Raw genomic sequence first — 16,272 nt, forward strand, 5'->3', positions numbered from 1 at the left:
TCGGCTCAGCAACGCTCTGCCACGCGCATGATGGCCGAGCGCGCACGCGGGTTGGCCGACACCTCGGCCTCCGACGGCTTCACACGGCCAAGCAGGCGCAACTGCGGCGCCGGCAGTTCATGTGCACGCAGCGGCGCCCGACGCAGTTCCGGCGCGGCGGATTGCTCCGGGCGCGCCAGGGCCTGCATGAAGCGCTTGACGATGCGGTCTTCCAGCGAATGGAAGCTGATCACGACGAGACGTCCCCCCTGTTCCAGGCGTTCAAAGGCCGCCTTCAGACCGGTTTCGAGGTCCGCAAGCTCTTGATTGACGTGAATCCGTAAAGCTTGAAAGGTGCGGGTCGCAGGGTCTTGGCCCTTCTCGCGTGTTTTGACGGCTTGCGCCACGAGCGCGGCAAGCTCGGATGTGCGATCGAGAGGACCTCGATCCCCGGATTGGCCCCGGCGAGCAACAATCGCCTTTGCAATCTGTACAGCAAACCGTTCTTCCCCATAGTCCCGTATCACCCTCGCAATGTCGCGCTCATCAGCCTCGGCCAGCCATTGGGCTGCGGTGATGCCGCGCGTGGTGTCCATCCGCATGTCGAGCGGGCCATCCATACGGAACGAAAAGCCGCGTGCGCCTTCGTCGATCTGCGGCGAGCTGATGCCGAGATCGAGCAGCACGCCGGCCACCCGTTCCACGCCACGCGCGTCCAGGCACCGGGCCATCTGCGCGAAGCTGTCATGCTCAATAGCGAAGCGGGCATCCTCTACGGTGCCCGCTTCGGTGATTGCTGCCGGGTCCTTGTCGAAGGCGACGAGTCTGCCGCCGGGCCCCAGCCGTTCCAGGATGAGCCGGCTGTGCCCGCCTCTCCCGAAGGTTCCATCGATATAGATGCCGTCGTCGCGCCAGATGAGCGCATCGACTGCTTCGTCTAAGAGCACCGTCTGATGGCGCAGTCCCGTACTGGCTTGGGTTGTCATCGTGCGTCATCAAAAGGAGAAATTCTTGAGGGCGTCGGGCATGCCTTGCGCCATGGCGGCTTGCTCCTTCGCGGTGTACGTGGCGGCGTCCCAGACTTCGAAGTGGCTGCCCATGCCGAGCAGCATCACGTCGCGTTCAAGGCTGGCGGCCGTGCGCAGTTCCGGGGTGATGAGGACGCGGCCGGCGGTATCGAGTTCGACATCGGCGGCGCTGCCCAGGAAGATCCGTTTCCACCAGTGGGCTTCCATCGGGAGCGCGGCGATTCGCTCGCGAAAGCGTTCCCACTCCGGGCGCGGAAACAGCATGAGGCAACCGTCCGGGTGCTTGGTCACAGTCACCCGACCCTCGGCCTGCAGCTGGAGCGCTTCGCGGTGCCGCGACGGAATGGACATCCGCCCTTTGGCATCCAGCGTTAGCGCCGACGCACCCTGGAACACGTTGGTTTCTCTCTCCGTGTGGCGACTCGATCGCCACTCACCTTGCCGTCAACTGGCCCGCAAACGGCCTCTTTACACCACAAAACTACACTTTCTGACACTGTTTCCCACTTTAGAGGAACGACTTTAGGCGGTCAAGGCTTGCGGGGGCCTGCGAGACGGAAAATTTGCAATCAGAACAATGACTTAGCGCACCCCCTCAGAGGAGGCGAGTCACTTTTCTCAATCAAATGAAGGAGATAGCGTGGTTTATGTAGAAACCACGTGAGAGAACAGCACGCAGCGCCGCCTGCGGTGCGGGGGCACAGACCGCAGACGGGAAAGGTCGGGCAAATGGAGGAGCGGGCGGTATGTCGTCGGGCCCTCGGGCCGCGATACGCGCGTCAGATGCGGTAGGCGGCCGTGGTCATGACGCGTGACGCGGCACGCATGGCTTGGCGGATCGGCGCAGGGAGTTCGATACCGCCGGCCTCGCGCGCGTTGTCGCCGTGGCGGATTTCGTCGTCGCGCATCTGGGCGACGATCGCGCGCGAGCGGGTGTCCTGTTCGGGCAATGCATCGAGATGGCCATCGAGGTGATGCTCGACCTGGCGCTCGGTCTCCGCCACGAAACCGAGGCTGATCTTGTCGCCAAGGCGCCCGGCCACAGCGCCAATCGCGAAAGCGCCGGCATACCACAGCGGATTGAGCAGGCTCGGGCGGTCGTTCAACTCCTGCAGGCGCTGGGCGCACCAGGCGAGGTGGTCCTCTTCTTCGCGTGCGGCTTCGTCGAGCTGGGCCCGGATGGCCGGATCCCGGGCAAACAGCGCTTGCCCCTGGTACAGGGCCTGGGCGCAGACCTCGCCGACATGGTTCACGCGCATCAGGCCGGCGGCATGGCGGCGGTCAGCCTCGGAAAGCTTGGTCGCATTATCGGCCGTATCCACGGAGGTGGACGCGATAACGGCATCAGCAGGGTTCGGTCGGCTGGCGCGGGTGACGCCCGCCACGGCGCGCAAGGCGCGGTCGAATTCGGAGAGGAAGCGGTCGAGCATGGATACGGGCGCCGTCGGCAATGGCGTGCGGCGCAATCGTCATTGTAAGGCCGCCATCGGGCGAGACCCTGCGCGCGATCAGAAGACCACGCACCAAACACTACTGTACGGGATAACCCTGTTGGTGCGCGGATCGCATCAGAAACCGCAACGAATCGCCCGCACTCATCCGCGATCTATTTCAAATTCGGAAACAGCCTGTTGCCGGGATCAGACAGCAAACGCGCGTTTACGAACATTCGTTCGCAAATTTCGACCGAGCCCGGTATCGCGTTGCTACATTAGTCAGCGACTTCGTTTGAAAGTCATGGGGCGGGAAGACAAGAGCGGAGGGTCTACCTGCCACCGAACTCAATAAATAAGGATCTGGAGACCGACCGATGAAGAAATCGCTGCTGGCATTGGCAGTGCTGGGCACGTTTGCGGGTGTTGCGCAGGCTCAGTCGAGTGTGACGCTGTATGGCGTGGTCGACGCGAACGTCGAATACGTCAACCACGAGCAAAACGTAACGGCGGCAGGCGTCGCCATTCCGGGCAGCAGCGGTTCGCGCCTTGCAATGCAGGCAGGCGGGCTGTCTTCCAACCGTTGGGGCTTGCGCGGCGTTGAAGACATCGGTGGCGGCCTCAAGGGCCTGTTCGTACTGGAATCGGGCTTCGGCATGGACACCGGCACGCTGCAGCAAGGTGGCCGCCTGTTCGGCCGGCAAGCATTTGTGGGCTTGCAGGGCAACTGGGGCAAGATCACGCTGGGTCGTCAGTACACGACGATCTTCGACATGATGGCGAACTTCTCGCCGAGCGGTTACGCCACGCAGTGGGAGCCGGTGGTCGGCCTGCTGGGCCCGAACTTCCGCGAAGACAACGCGATCAAGTACACCGGCGCGTTCGGTCCGCTGACGGTCGAAGGCCACTGGGCGTTTGGCGAGCGCACGGGCAGCAACACGGCCAACTCGGCCTACGGTGTTGGTGCGAACTATTTCGCTGGCCCGTTTGGCTTGGGCGTCGCGTATGACGAAGTGAAGGTACTGACGGCTGCGGAAGCCCTGGGCCTGTCGGGCGGCAACGAATATGCCCGCGACAAGCGCGCCGCCATTGCGGCCAGCTACACCACGGGCCCGGTCAAGGTGATGGCCGGCTTCCGCTACGGCAACACCGAAGCGCCTGGCAGCGGCGCCGCTGCAGCCCTGACGCCGCACCGCGACGACCTCTACTGGCTGGGCGTGAACTACCAGGCCACCCCGGCCCTGGGCCTGACGCTGTCGTACTACTACGACAACATCAAGGAAGCGACCATTGGCGGCGCCACGATCAACCCGCGCAACCCGCAGCAGTGGAACTTCATTGCCGACTACAACTTCTCGAAGCGCACCGACGTGTACCTGACGGCAGCGTATTCGCGCAATGGCTCGCTGAACTGGGATTCGATCGGCTACGTGACCAACCCGGCAACGGGCGCGCAGACATCGGTTGGGTATCTGCCGGCCGCATCGCAAACGTACTTCATCACGCCGAACTCGGATAACCAGGTTGGCGTGGCAGTGGGTGTGCGCCACAAGTTCTGACGCACACCGCGTTTTTTGCCCGCCGCCCCTCTCCTTGGCGGGCGCAGGAAGGCACCTTCGGGTGCCTTTTTGCATGGCCGCGCGCTATGCTCCTGCGATCGAGCCCGCCGCCGGACAGCCAGACGACAGCTCAGCAACGCGCGGCGCTTCATAACGACAACAACGCGAACCTCACCGGAGACCCGCATGTCCTCTTCGACTTCGCCAACCATGGCGCCCTCCGCCCCCAGTGCGGCCTCCGACGCCAGCCGCTCGCGCATCGTCTTTGCGAGCTTCATCGGTACGGCCATCGAGTTTTACGATTTCTATGTCTATGCGACAGCCGCGGCGCTGGTCATCGGCCCGGTGTTCTTTCCGCACGGGTCTGCCACGGCACAGGCGCTGTCGGCGTTCGTTACGTTCGGCATCGCGTTTATTGCGCGACCGATCGGCTCGTTCCTGTTCGGCCACTTTGGTGATCGGATCGGGCGCAAGTCGACGCTCGTAGCATCGCTGCTGGTAATGGGCATTTCGACCACGCTGATCGGGCTGGTGCCGGGGTACGACAGCATCGGCACGCTTGCGCCGATCCTGCTGTGCGTGCTGCGTTTTGGCCAGGGCATCGGCCTGGGCGGGGAATGGGGCGGCGCGGCGCTGCTGGCCACCGAGAATGCGCCAGCGGGCAAGCGCGGCTGGTTTGGCATGTTTCCGCAGTTGGGGCCATCGGTGGGCTTCCTGGCATCGAACGGGCTGTTCTTCGGCCTGGCGATCGCGCTATCGGACGAGCAGTTCCGCAGCTGGGGCTGGCGCGTGCCCTTCCTGGTAAGCGCAGTGCTGGTGGCACTGGGCCTGTATGTGCGATTGAAGATCGCCGAAACCCCGGCCTTCCAAGCCGCCATCGATCGGCAGGAACGCGTGAAGGTGCCCGTGGCCGAACTGCTGGCGCACCACTGGTGGCCGACACTGCTCGGCGCGCTGGCCATGGTCGTCTGCTACACGCTGTTCTATATCTCGACGGTGTTCTCGCTGTCGTACGGCGTGGGCACGCTGCACTTCTCGCGCCCGAGCTTCTTGGGGCTGCTGTGCCTGGCGGTGGTGTTCATGGGGCTGGCGACGCCACTGTCGGCGTGGGCCTCGGACCGCGTTGGGCGCAAGCCGGTGCTGATCGTCGGCATCGTCGCGGCCATCTTGTCGGGCTTCACGATGGCGCCGCTGCTGGGTAGTGGGCAGACGCCGCTGGTGGCGCTGTTCCTCATCATCGAGCTGTTCCTGATGGGCGTGACCTTCGCGCCGATGGGTGCGCTGCTGCCCGAACTGTTCCCGACCAACGTGCGCTACACCGGCGCCGGCGTGTCGTACAACCTGGGCGGCATTCTGGGCGCGTCGATTGCGCCGTATATCGCGCAAGTGCTGGCGGCCCAGGGCGGGCTGAGCTGGGTGGGGATGTATGTGTCGACGGCGGCCGTGGTCAGCCTGATCGGCGTGCTCTGCATGCGGGAGACGCGCGACGCGAGATGGACGTGAGTCCTCGCATATCAAAACGCCCGAGCGCGCTTAATCCCAGGAGTGGGAACCGGAGCGCCCACGCTTGATGTCGCTACGTGCGCGCTTGCCGTCCAGACGGCGAATCTTGGAAGCGCGCGTTGGCTTGGTGGCAATACGCGACTTGGGCACAGGCAGCCCGGTCGCGATAAACGCGGCCAGGCGTTCGCGCGCGTCCTGCCGGTTGCGGTCCTGGGTACGGAACCGCTGTGCGTCGATCACGAGCACCCCCTCCTCGGTCAGACGGCGATCGCGCTTTGCCAACAGACGGGTTCGCACCGGCTCCGGCAAAGAAGGCGATCGGGCAACGTCAAAACGCAGTTCCACCGCCGTTGAAACCTTGTTGATGTTCTGCCCGCCCGGCCCGCTCGCGCGAACAAAACGTTCGACCAGTTCCGACTCCGGAATGGACAGATGCGGCGTGACGTTGAGGGCGGTATCGGGCATTGGGGGATTGTAAGAGAGCGGGCCGTGACATCGCGGCGCACGGCGATCAAGCTGTTCGAACGCGTGCAAGAATGGAGCCTTGCATTCGTCCCGATCTACGCCAACCGAGCTTTCCCGGAGATCTGTGCATGTATCACGGAGAACGTTTCAACGGCGTCAGCCACCTGGCCGGCGCCATTCTTGCCGCCGCCGGCATGGCCGTGCTGGTGACCTCGTCAGCGTTGCACCACGATGCCTGGAAGGTGGTCAGCTCCGTGGTCTACGGCACCACATTGGTCCTGCTCTACACAATCTCCACGCTGTATCACAGCCTGCGCGGCCCGGCCAAGGCGATCTTCCAGCGACTCGACTATTGCGCCATCTACCTGCTGATCGCCGGCAGCTACACCCCGTTTGCGCTCGTCACGCTGCGCGGCCCCTGGGGCTGGGCGCTGTTTGGGGTCAACTGGGCACTGGCGGCCATCGGCATTGCACAGGAACTCTGGATCGGCCGCCGCACCCGCTTGTTCTCACTGCTGATCTACGTGGTGATGGGCTGGCTGGTGCTGATTGCCATGGGGCCGCTGGCGGCCGCGCTGCCTGCACCGGGCCTGAGGTGGCTGGTAGCGGGTGGCGCACTTTATACGGCGGGCATCGGCTTCTTTCTCTTCGACGAGAAGGTGCGGCACTTCCACGGCATCTGGCACCTGTTCGTACTGGCGGGCAGTGCGTGTCAGTTCGTCAGCATCCTGCTGTACGTGGGCTGACACGCCATGAAAAAAGCCGCGATTCCTCGCGGCTTTTTTCATGCAGCTACGCAGACTCAGGCACGCTTCTTCATCGCCTCGTCGCGCAGTTCACGGCGCAGGATCTTGCCGACGTTGGTCTTCGGCAGCTCGTTGCGGAACTCGATGAACTTCGGGCGCTTGTAGCCGGTGAGCTGTTCCTTGCAGAACTCCTGCAGCTTCTGTTCCGTGAGCGTCGGATCGCGACGCACCACGAACAGCTTCACCACCTCGCCCGAGTGCACGTCGGGCACGCCCACGGCGGCCACTTCCAGCACGCCCGGGCACATCGCCACCACGCCTTCGATCTCGTTCGGGTACACGTTGAAACCCGACACCAGGATCATGTCCTTCTTGCGATCGACAATCTTCGTGTAGCCGCGCTCGTCCATCACACCCACGTCGCCGGTCTTGAAGAAGCCGTCGGCATACATGACCTTGGCGGTCTCGTCCGGACGCTTCCAGTAGCCTGCCATGACCTGCGGGCCGCGGATGCAGATTTCGCCCGGCTGGCCGATCGGCTGGTCGCGCCCTTCGTCGTCGCGGATGGCGATTTCGGTGCCGGGAATCGGCAGGCCGACGGTGCCCGAAAACTTGTCGGTATCAGTCGGGTTGCAAATGGCCGACGGCGAGGTTTCCGACAGGCCGTAGCCCTCGATAATCGGGCACCCCGTCACCTCGAGCCACTTCTTGGCCACGGCTTCCTGCACCGCCATGCCGCCACCGTTGGCCACGCGCAGGTTGGAGCAGTCGACATCCTTGAATTCGGGATTGTTCAGCAGCGCGTTGTACAGCGTGTTCACGGCCGGGAACATGTGGAAGCGATACTGCTTGAGCACCTTGATGAAGCCCGGAATGTCGCGCGGGTTCGGGATCAGCACCGCCAGCCCGCCCTTGCGCATCGACAGCAGGCAACACACCGTCAGCGCGAAGATGTGATACAGCGGCAGCGCGGTAATGGTGACGATCTCTTCATCGGCTGCCAGCATGCGGCCGTCGCGGCCGGGCTTGGTGAGCGCCGGGTTCATCCACGCTTCAGATTGCAGCACGTTGGCGACGATATTGCGATGCAGCAGCGTCGCGCCCTTGGACACGCCGGTCGTGCCGCCCGTGTATTGCAGGAAGGCCACGTCGTCGGGGCCGACGGAGATCGGCTTGAGCGTCTGCTTGGCGCCCTCTTCCAGCGCGGTGTTGAAACGAATGCAGTTGGGCAGCTCCCACGCCGGCACCATCTTCTTGACGCTGCGCACGACGAAATTGACCAGCATGCCCTTGAGGCCGCCGAGCATGTCGCCCATGCTCGCCACCACGATGTGCTTGACCGGCGTATTGGGCAACACCCGCTGCAGCGTCGTCGCGAAGTTCTCGAGGATGATGATGGCTTCGGCGCCGCTGTCCTTGAGCTGGTGCTCCAGCTCGCGCGGGGTGTACAGCGGATTGACGTTGACGACCACGTAGCCTGCGCGCAGCACGGCGGCCAGCGCCACCGGGTACTGCAACACGTTCGGCATCATCAGCGCGACGCGCGCGCCGGGCGCCAGGCCCCGCGATTGCAGCCACGCCGCCAGTTGGCGCGACAGCGTATCCAGCTCGCCGTAGGTCAGCACCTTGCCCATGCATTCAAACGCACGGCGGTTGCGGTTCTTTTGGAAAGAATCCTCAAGCAGATGGGCCAGCGATCGATACTGCGACGCATCGATCTCGGCCGGCACCCCGGCGGGGTACTGCTTCAGCCACGGCTTATCCATGGGTGTGTCTCCTGGCGATTGTCGATTTTTTTCGAATGGTCGTTCGTTTTTTTCGGCATCCTACGCGGATGTTTGTGTCAAAACAATAACTTAGACAGTTCCCTCAGCCGGTCGCCCCTGCTTGAAACTGGTGCAGAAACCGGTGTTGGCATCACTTTTGCGTGATGCCACCCGCCGCGGCCATCGCCGGAGGCGCCAGCAATTGCAATGCTGCCTCGCGCTGCGGTTTGGATTCGCGCGCCATGGCTTTGACGTCGGCATAGAAGCGCGCCCAGTCGCCGCCATCGCGGTGGTACAGCGCCGTGAACGCCGGCACCCATTCCAGATAGCTCGCGACCGCGCCCAGATGCGCGTTCGACAGCGGCTGCGCAAACCAGCGGTCATAACCGGTACAACCGCCCCAGCTTGCTTTGAGCTTGGCGTAATCGACCTGCAGGCCCGCGAAGATGGCGCGTTTTCCGGCGCGCTTCTCATCGTCCGACACGGGGCTTGCATACAGCACCTCCAGCCGGTTGCGGTACTCCAGCAGCAGGGCGCGGAATTGTACGCGGCGGGCATCGTACGTGGCGTATTCCGCGCGAACTTCCGGGGTGGCGGCATCCGCCAGCCAGCGTTCGACACCAATGGTTTCCACGGTGGTGGCAAACGATTCGTTGAACGCCGTATCGCCCTTGGCATAGACGACCTGATGCGCCAGCTCATGAAAGATCAGCCGCGCCAACTCGCCCTCGGGCAGGCCGACGAAGGTGTTGAGCAGCGGGTCGTCGAAATAACCCAGTGTGGAATACGCAGGAATGCCGGCCACATCCACATCCAGACCTTGGGCACGCAAGGTGTCGGCGTAGGCCATGGCGGCGTCGCGATCGTAGTACCCGCGATACGTCACGCAGCCGACAACGAGGAAGCACCACTCCTTGAGCTTGACCGACAACTCAGGCGCGGCAAACACGTTCCACACCGCAAAGGAGCGCTTGAGGTTGGCATAGACGCGATAGCTGCCGTTGTCGGGCAGGCCCAGCTCGCGCGAGGCATAGATGCGAATGCTGCGCGCATCTTCCAGCCGTTTGGCGAGCTTGTCGTTGTGGGCCTGCCGCGCGTTGTCGATGGCCTGGTCGATCGACTCGCGCTGGGCCATCAGCGAGAGATGTCCGCTGACCGACTGGTAGTAATAGCCGACCGTGTCGCAGCCGCCCAGCAACGCCGAACCGGCAAGCGACAGGGCGAGGCACAGCGCGCGTGCGGCATGCATGGTGGCCCCGTCAGGCAGCCTGTGCCAACGGTGCGACCTCGACCAGGCAATCGTAGAAGGTGGGTGCACGCCCCATGTCGGTCAGCCGCTGGCTGGTCAGCTCGTTGGCGTTGGTGCCGTCGGGCGCGAGCTTCTTCCACCAGATCGACAGGCCGACGACCACGCCGCGCCGCGCACGGTCGGTCACGCGGGCGCGCGCCTGCATGGTGCCGCGATCGTTGAAGATGCGGACGAGTTCGCCATCGACGACGCCGCGAGCATTCGCGTCGTCGGGGTGGATGTCCAGATGCGGCTCGCCTTCAGTGTTGCGCAGGCTATCAACGTTGACGAAGGTCGAGTTCAGGAAGTTGCGCGCCGGCGGCGAGATCATCGACAGCGGATAACGCTTGGCCAGCTCCGGCGTGCTGATGGCCGACTCGTGCGGCGGGACGTAGCCGGGCAGCGGGTCGAGTCCGTCTTTGGCCATCTGTTCCGAATAGAACTCGCAGCGGCCGGACGGCGTGCGATAGCCGCCATGTGCCAGCGGCGCGGCCGCGTGCGCCAGCTTCTGCCAGCCCGCGCGCTTGAGCGTGGCCCAGTCGATGTGCGCAGCGGCCGGGTCATCGCGGCGCACGGCCTGGGCGGCGATGTCGTCATCCGAATCGGTAAAGCAGGCGTCGGCAAAGCCCATGCGCTGCGCGAGGCGGCGGAAGATCTCGGTATTCGGCAGCGACTGGCCCATCGGCGCGATGGCAGCGTTGTTGGCCAGCACATAGGTGTGGCCGTAAGCCTTGTGCACATCGACATGTTCGAGCTGCGTGGTGGCGGGCAGCACGATGTCGGCATAGTCGGCCGTATCGGTCTGGAAATGTTCCAGCACCACGGTGAAGAGGTCTTCGCGCGCAAAGCCGGCAGCGACCTTGCGCGAGTCCGGCGCCACCGCCACGGGGTTGCTGTTGTAGACGACCACCGCCTCCACCTTGGGTCCGAACGATGCGTCGCCCGCGTGCAGCAGCGCATCGCCGATCGTGCTCATGTTGATGGTGCGCGGCATGTTGGGCCAGTTCGGCAACAAGTCGGGACGTTGCAGCTTGGCGTTATCGATGGGGAAGAAGCCGGAGGTCGACAGTTGCAAGCCGCCCGCCGGATCGCGCCACGCACCTACCAGCGACGGCAGGCACGCGACCGCACGCACACCCTGCCCGCCGCCATGCGCGCGCTGCATGCCATAGTTCAGGCGAATGGCCACCGGTTGCCTGTCGCGCACGACGGTCGTGCCGTACAGCTTGGCAAGCCACTCGATGTCCGCCGCCTCCACCCCACACAGCGTGGCCGCGTATTCCGGCGTGTATTGCAGCGCGCGCTCACGCAGCGCATCGAAGCCCAGCGTGTGATTGGCGATGTAATCGTGGTCGAGCAAGTCGTCGCGGATCAGCACGTGGATCATCGCCAGCGCCAGCGCCGCATCGGTACCGGGGCGCACCGCCAGATGGTGATGGCACTTCTCTGCCGTCAGCGAGCGATACGGATCGATGGCGATCAGCGTGGCGCCGCGCCGTTTGGCTTCCTGCGCGCGCGTCCAGAAATGCAGGTTCGATGCGATCGGATTGCCGCCCCAGATCAGGATCAGCTTGGCGTCCTGCACGTGCTCGATGTCCATGCCCAGGCTCGCGCCATACGTATAGCGCAGCGCCGTCGCGCCGGCCGATGCGCAGATCGTGCGATCAAGCAGCGACGCCCCCAGCTTGTGGAAGAAGCGCGCGGCCATGCTTTCGCCCTGCACCAGGCCCATCGTGCCGGCGTAGCTGTACGGGAGGATGGCCTGCGGGTTGCGCGCAGCAATGTCGCCCAGACGCATGGCGATGGTGTCGATAGCCTCGTCCCACGAGATCGGCTCGAACTTGCCCTCCCCCTTGGCGCCCACGCGCTTCATCGGCGTCAGCAGTCGGTTTGGGTGGTACGTGCGCTCTGCATACCGATTGACCTTGGTGCACAGCACGCCGGCCGTGGTCGGGTGGTCCGGATCGCCCTGCACGCGGGTGGCGCGGCCATCCTCGACGGTGACAAGCAAGGCGCAGGTGTCGGGGCAGTCGTGCGGGCAGGCGGCACGGATGACTTGGGTGGACATCAAGGGGGCTCCGGAGTGGGTGGCGGCTGGCGCATGTCGGTGTCGTCGCACAGCCGCGGGGATCCGGAAATTGTAATCGCGTGCTAGGTGCTTCGCAGCGGTGTGGAGCCGCGCGTGACGAGCCGCCCCGTGAGCAGCACGCGACGCGTCGGCAAGGACGGCTGCGCGAGGCGATCCTGCAGCATCGCCATTGCCATGCGGCCGATGTCGTAGACCGGCTGTTCGATCACGGTGATGCCCGGGCCGGCCAGTTCTGTCCAGGCCTCGTTGTCAAAGCCTGCCACGGCGATGTCGCGGGGCACGTCAAGCGAAAGCCGCCGCAATGCACGCAGCACGCCGAGCAGCGATTGCGCGTTACTCGCAACCAGCGCGTCGGGGCGCTCACGTGCTGCGCCGGACAGCCATGCCAGCGTCTCGGCCTCCGCCGCCTCGGCAGTGGGCAGGATGAATCGCGCCTCGGCGGTCATGCCGTGGCGCGCCAGCGCCGTCGCAAATCCGGCCTGACGTTCAGCGCCCGTGCTGCTGGTCCGCCCGAACAGGCCGCCGATACGGCGGTAACCCTGCGCAGCGAGGTGCTCAGCCAATGCTTGCGCCGCCTGCTGGTTGTCGAGCACGACGGCATCGGCCCCACAGGCCGGGCCTGCGCGATCGATCAGCACGACCGGGTAGCCGAGGTCCACCGGCTGCTGCGCTTCGGCAATGCCGCGCGTCGGCGAGAGGATCACGCCCGTCACGCGCTCCTCTTCCATCAGGCGCAGGTACATCGCCTCCTTCTCGGGGTCTTCGTCGGAATTGCACAGGATGACGCGCAGGCCGGCGGCGTAGGCAGCGTCTTCCACCGCCCGGCTGACGCTGGTGAAGAACGGGTTGCGGATGTCCGAGACGATCAGCCCGACGGTCTGCGCCTGCTGCGAGCGCAGCCGCCGCGCCGACAGGTTCGGCCGATACCCGGAGGCCGCCACCGCCGCATTGACGCGCTGGCGCAGTTCCGCGCTCACGGGGCCGCCGGCGAGCGCGCGGGACACGGTTGCCACCGACACCCCCGCTGCCGCCGCCACGTCCTTGATTCGAACCGTCATGCTGAAATCGTTTCCAAAGAAAGCGTCATCATAACGAATGGCTGCATCGCCACCAATGTCCGGGCCACCTAGGGAAAACCCCGTAAATAAAGGAATAGACGTCACTTTGTGTGGCGCCGCACATTGACACTCGAACTGTAATCGATTTCAATTCGCGATCATCGACGACACGCATGCCGGGCCTTGGAGCGCGGCAGCCGCAGGAGACCCCGCCGCATGGCTTCCGCCCTGATCTGCGCCGAACGCATCCGTCTGCAACAACGCGCCACCGACAAGGAAAGCGCCATCCGCGCCGCCGGCCGGTTGCTGGCCGACGCCGGCTGCATCGACCCGGCCTATATCGACAGCCTCCTGCGCCGCGAAACCGTGGCCAACACCTTCCTCGGTCACGGCGTCGCCATTCCACATGGCATGGGCGAGGACCGCCACCTCATCCACCAGACGGGCATTGCGGTGCTGCAATTTCCCGAGGGGCTGGAGTGGCACCCAGGGCAGACGACACACCTGGTGTTTGCCATCGCCGCGCAATCAGACGAGCACATCACGCTGCTGCGCCGGCTCACGCGGCTGCTGAATGACGACGCACGCCTGCGGCAGCTCTTCACCACGCAAAACGCCGACGACCTCGTCGCCGCGCTCTCCACCGACGCGCCCGCGCCCGCCGCCGGCACGCCAGGCACCGACCTCGCCGAGCAGCGCACTTTGACGCTGGAATACCCGAGCGGCCTCCACGCCCGCCCGGCTGCGCAGTGGGTGGAAACCGCTCGTCGCTTTGCCGCGCGCGTGCAAGTCCGCCACGGTGACGAAACCGCCGACGCAAAGAACCTCGTGGCGTTGCTGCAACTGGGGCTTGCAGCCGGTGCCAAGCTCACCCTCTCTGCGCAGGGGCCCGACGCCGGTGCGGCGCTCGACGCCCTGCTGCAGACCATCCGGGGCCTGACGGCGCAGGAACGCGCCCAGGCGGCGCGCGACACGCAAGCGGCCCGCACCCGCCAGACCGCCCACGGGTGGCAAGCCGATGCGGCGCTGCCCGCCATCGGCGGCATTGCGGCGAGCCCCGGGCTGGCGATCGGCACCATCCACGTGCTCCAGCACGGCGCGTCGACAGTGCCTGATCACCCCGTCGCACTGACCACCGGCGGCGACCTGCTGGACCAGGCCCTGGGCAACACGCGCACCGAGTTGGAAGCGCTGGCACGCGACACCGCTGCCCGCCTGGGCGAAGCCGAAGCGGGCATCTTCAAAGCCCAGGCCGAACTGCTGGGTGACACCGATCTCATGACGCTGACGTGCCAGGCAATGGTCGAGGGCCACGGCGTGGCCTGGTCCTGGCATCAGGCGGTCGAACGCCTGGCCGAGCGACTGGGAGCGCTCGGCAACCCGCTCCTGGCGGCGCGCGCAGCTGACTTGCGCGACGTGGGGCGACGCGTGCTCGGCCATATCGATCCGTCGCTGCGCAGTGCAGCGCAGACACTGCCGGACACCCCGTGCATCCTGGTTGCGGCGGATCTCTCGCCTTCGGATACGGCTGCGCTGGATACGCGACGCATCATCGGCATCGTCACCGCGCAAGGCGGTCCGACCTCGCACACGGCCATCCTGACGCGCACGCTCGGCATCCCGGCCGTAGTGGCCGCCGGCACCGCCGTGCTCGATGTGGCGACGGGCACGCAAGCCATCATCGACGGCACCGGCGGCCGCCTGGTGCTGGATCCCGATGCCGCCAGCATCGCCAGCGCCCGCGCCTGGCTGCAGGAAGACGCCGCCCGCGCGCAGCGCGAGCAGGCAGAGCGCGGCTTGCCCGCCCGCACACGTGACGGCCACACGGTGGAGATTGCCGCCAACGTCAACCTGCCCGCGCAGGCGGTCGAAGCCCTCACGCTCGGCGCGGAGGGCGTGGGCCTGATGCGCACGGAATTTCTTTTCCTCGAACGCGATCACGCGCCGGACGAAGACACGCAATACGCCGTCTACGCCGACATGCTCAAAGCCCTCGGCGGCCGCCCGTTGATCGTGCGCACGCTGGACATCGGCGGCGACAAGCAGGTCCCTCACCTGAACCTGCCTACGGAAGACAACCCGTTCCTCGGCGTGCGCGGTGCGCGCCTGCTGCTGCGCCGGCCCGACCTCATGGAGCCGCAACTGCGTGCGCTCTATCGGGCAGCGCGCGATGCGGGCGAGACGACCGCCCTGTCGATCATGTTTCCGATGATCACCTCATTGGAGGAAGTGACCTCCCTGCGCGCCGCATGCGAGCGCATTCGCGGTGAACTCGGCGCGCCGACGGTCCCGCTGGGCATCATGGTGGAGGTGCCGGCTGCTGCGCTGCTGGCCGATCGCCTGGCCGAGCATGTCGACTTCTTCTCCATCGGAACCAACGACCTCACGCAATACACCCTGGCGATCGATCGCCAGCATCCCGACCTCGCCGCCGAGGCCGACAGCCTGCACCCGACCGTGCTGCGTCTGATCCAGCAGACCGTGCAAGGTGCCGCACGCCATGGGCGCTGGGTGGGCGTGTGCGGCGGCTTGGCGGGGGACCCGTTCGGCGCGCTGCTGCTCACGGGGCTTGGCGTGCATGAACTGTCGATGAGTCCGCGCGATATTGCGCCTGTGAAGGCGCGGCTGCGCGAAGCGCACATCCGCGCGCTGTCGCAGCTCGCAGAACGGGCGCTGGCCTGCGCATCCGCACAGGAGGTGCGCGCCCTGGAAACCACGTTGCCGATGCAAGCGGGTGGCAAGGAGATGGCCGCATGAGCAGGCAGCCGCGCATCGTCACCGTCACGCTCAACCCGGCCATCGACATGACCATCGGTCTGGAGCGCCTCGAACGCGGCCGCGTCAATATCGGCCGCAGCGTCACCCAACAGGCCGGCGGCAAGGGCGTCAACGTAGCGGCCTGTCTGGCCGATTGGCAGGTGCCGGTGATCGCCACGGGCCTCCTCGGCGACGCCAATGCCGAACTGTTCGAGGCGCTGTTTGCGCGCAAGGGCGTGCTGGACGGCTTCTGCCGTGTGCCGGGCACCAATCGCACCAACATCAAGATCAGCGACCAGGCAGACGGACAGACCACCGACATCAATCTGCCTGGTATTGACGCCTCGTCCGCCGAGTTCGACGCACTGTGCGACCGCATTGACACGCTCGGCGACATTGCGGGCGCGGCGCTGTGCGGCAGCCTGGCCGGGGGCTTGCAGCCCGATGCCTACGTGAGATTGCTCGCACGGCTGAACCGCCGCGGCGTACCCACCTTGCTCGATACCAGCGGCGCGCCGCTCGCGCAGGTGCTGGCGGGGGCGGGGGGGGGGGGGCGGGCGGGCGGCCTCCCCAAACCCCCCGAACCCCAAAACATGCAACG

13 protein-coding genes are annotated in these 16,272 nt (G+C 65.7%); 5 read left to right on the forward strand and 8 right to left on the reverse strand.

Annotation, left to right across the window (positions count from 1 at the left end; translation table 11 throughout):
- Window positions 1-5: 5 nt before the first annotated feature.
- The 3 genes from rsmH to coq7 form a co-directional block, all read right to left on the reverse strand.
- A complete protein-coding gene (gene rsmH, locus R2N16_RS22445) occupies window positions 6-965 on the reverse strand; it encodes a 16S rRNA (cytosine(1402)-N(4))-methyltransferase RsmH (protein ID WP_316668725.1) in 960 nt (319 codons plus the stop codon).
- 9 nt (window positions 966-974) lie between these two features.
- Complete coding sequence (gene mraZ / locus R2N16_RS22450) at window positions 975-1,403, reverse strand: division/cell wall cluster transcriptional repressor MraZ (RefSeq protein WP_024979191.1); 429 nt, start codon at window positions 1,401-1,403, stop codon at window positions 975-977.
- A gap of 383 nt (window positions 1,404-1,786) precedes the next feature.
- A complete protein-coding gene (gene coq7 / locus R2N16_RS22455; RefSeq protein ID WP_316668728.1) occupies window positions 1,787-2,437 on the reverse strand; it encodes a 2-polyprenyl-3-methyl-6-methoxy-1,4-benzoquinone monooxygenase in 651 nt (216 codons plus the stop codon).
- 380 nt (window positions 2,438-2,817) lie between these two features.
- Between coq7 and R2N16_RS22460 the strand changes: the two genes are divergently transcribed.
- Window positions 2,818-3,999, forward strand: coding sequence for a porin (locus R2N16_RS22460; RefSeq protein WP_316668730.1), 1,182 nt, complete (start codon window positions 2,818-2,820; stop codon window positions 3,997-3,999).
- 186 nt (window positions 4,000-4,185) lie between these two features.
- Window positions 4,186-5,502 carry an MFS transporter gene (locus R2N16_RS22465; RefSeq protein ID WP_316668733.1) on the forward strand — a complete coding sequence of 439 codons (1,317 nt, stop codon included), beginning with the start codon at window positions 4,186-4,188 and terminating at the stop codon, window positions 5,500-5,502.
- A 30-nt stretch (window positions 5,503-5,532) separates the two neighbouring features.
- On the opposite strand, the gene arfB is transcribed toward R2N16_RS22465, so the two are convergent.
- Complete coding sequence (gene arfB, locus R2N16_RS22470; protein WP_316668735.1) at window positions 5,533-5,967, reverse strand: alternative ribosome rescue aminoacyl-tRNA hydrolase ArfB; 435 nt, start codon at window positions 5,965-5,967, stop codon at window positions 5,533-5,535.
- Window positions 5,968-6,095: 128 nt separating this feature from the next.
- On the opposite strand from arfB, the gene trhA reads away from it, so the two are divergent.
- Entirely contained in the window at window positions 6,096-6,713 is a 618-nt protein-coding gene (gene trhA / locus R2N16_RS22475) for a PAQR family membrane homeostasis protein TrhA (RefSeq protein WP_316668737.1), read from the forward strand.
- A 56-nt stretch (window positions 6,714-6,769) separates the two neighbouring features.
- Here the strand turns inward: trhA and R2N16_RS22480 are convergent, their stop codons facing one another.
- The 4 genes from R2N16_RS22480 to R2N16_RS22495 form a co-directional block, all read right to left on the reverse strand.
- On the reverse strand, window positions 6,770-8,479 hold the full coding sequence (locus R2N16_RS22480) for a long-chain fatty acid--CoA ligase (protein ID WP_316668739.1): 1,710 nt from the start codon (window positions 8,477-8,479) through the stop codon (window positions 6,770-6,772).
- A gap of 151 nt (window positions 8,480-8,630) precedes the next feature.
- The gene (locus R2N16_RS22485; protein ID WP_316668740.1) at window positions 8,631-9,728 is read right to left on the reverse strand and encodes an aminopeptidase; all 1,098 of its coding nucleotides are present in this window, start codon (window positions 9,726-9,728) and stop codon (window positions 8,631-8,633) included.
- Window positions 9,729-9,738: 10 nt separating this feature from the next.
- The gene (locus tag R2N16_RS22490) at window positions 9,739-11,835 is read right to left on the reverse strand and encodes a molybdopterin-containing oxidoreductase family protein (protein WP_316668742.1); all 2,097 of its coding nucleotides are present in this window, start codon (window positions 11,833-11,835) and stop codon (window positions 9,739-9,741) included.
- Between the two features lie 83 nt (window positions 11,836-11,918).
- The gene (locus R2N16_RS22495) at window positions 11,919-12,914 is read right to left on the reverse strand and encodes a LacI family DNA-binding transcriptional regulator (RefSeq protein WP_316668744.1); all 996 of its coding nucleotides are present in this window, start codon (window positions 12,912-12,914) and stop codon (window positions 11,919-11,921) included.
- A 216-nt stretch (window positions 12,915-13,130) separates the two neighbouring features.
- Here R2N16_RS22495 and ptsP point away from each other — a divergent pair, with 216 nt between their 5' ends.
- Together ptsP and R2N16_RS22505 are read left to right on the forward strand one after the other, a co-directional pair.
- A complete protein-coding gene (ptsP, locus tag R2N16_RS22500) occupies window positions 13,131-15,671 on the forward strand; it encodes a phosphoenolpyruvate--protein phosphotransferase (protein ID WP_316668746.1) in 2,541 nt (846 codons plus the stop codon).
- Window positions 15,668-16,272, forward strand: a 605-nt coding sequence (locus R2N16_RS22505; RefSeq protein WP_316668748.1) for a 1-phosphofructokinase family hexose kinase, incomplete at its 3' end; no start/stop codon positions are given. The genes ptsP and R2N16_RS22505, both read left to right, overlap by 4 nt.

The organism is Ralstonia psammae, from assembly GCF_958405935.1.
GTDB lineage: Bacteria > Pseudomonadota > Gammaproteobacteria > Burkholderiales > Burkholderiaceae > Ralstonia > Ralstonia psammae.

Bases quoted from the DNA above. Each gene is read 5' to 3' on its own strand.
- R2N16_RS22485 (WP_316668740.1), bottom strand. From the start codon at position 9,728: ATGCATGCCGCACGCGCGCTGTGCCTCGCCCTGTCGCTTGCCGGTTCG.
- coq7 (WP_316668728.1), bottom strand. From the start codon at position 2,437: ATGCTCGACCGCTTCCTCTCCGAATTCGACCGCGCCTTGCGCGCCGTG.
- R2N16_RS22480 (WP_316668739.1), bottom strand. From the start codon at position 8,479: ATGGATAAGCCGTGGCTGAAGCAGTACCCCGCCGGGGTGCCGGCCGAG.
- arfB (WP_316668735.1), bottom strand. From the start codon at position 5,967: ATGCCCGATACCGCCCTCAACGTCACGCCGCATCTGTCCATTCCGGAG.
- rsmH (WP_316668725.1), bottom strand. From the start codon at position 965: ATGACAACCCAAGCCAGTACGGGACTGCGCCATCAGACGGTGCTCTTA.
- trhA (WP_316668737.1), top strand. From the start codon at position 6,096: ATGTATCACGGAGAACGTTTCAACGGCGTCAGCCACCTGGCCGGCGCC.
- ptsP (WP_316668746.1), top strand. From the start codon at position 13,131: ATGGCTTCCGCCCTGATCTGCGCCGAACGCATCCGTCTGCAACAACGC.
- R2N16_RS22460 (WP_316668730.1), top strand. From the start codon at position 2,818: ATGAAGAAATCGCTGCTGGCATTGGCAGTGCTGGGCACGTTTGCGGGT.
- R2N16_RS22495 (WP_316668744.1), bottom strand. From the start codon at position 12,914: ATGACGGTTCGAATCAAGGACGTGGCGGCGGCAGCGGGGGTGTCGGTG.
- R2N16_RS22490 (WP_316668742.1), bottom strand. From the start codon at position 11,835: ATGTCCACCCAAGTCATCCGTGCCGCCTGCCCGCACGACTGCCCCGAC.
- R2N16_RS22465 (WP_316668733.1), top strand. From the start codon at position 4,186: ATGTCCTCTTCGACTTCGCCAACCATGGCGCCCTCCGCCCCCAGTGCG.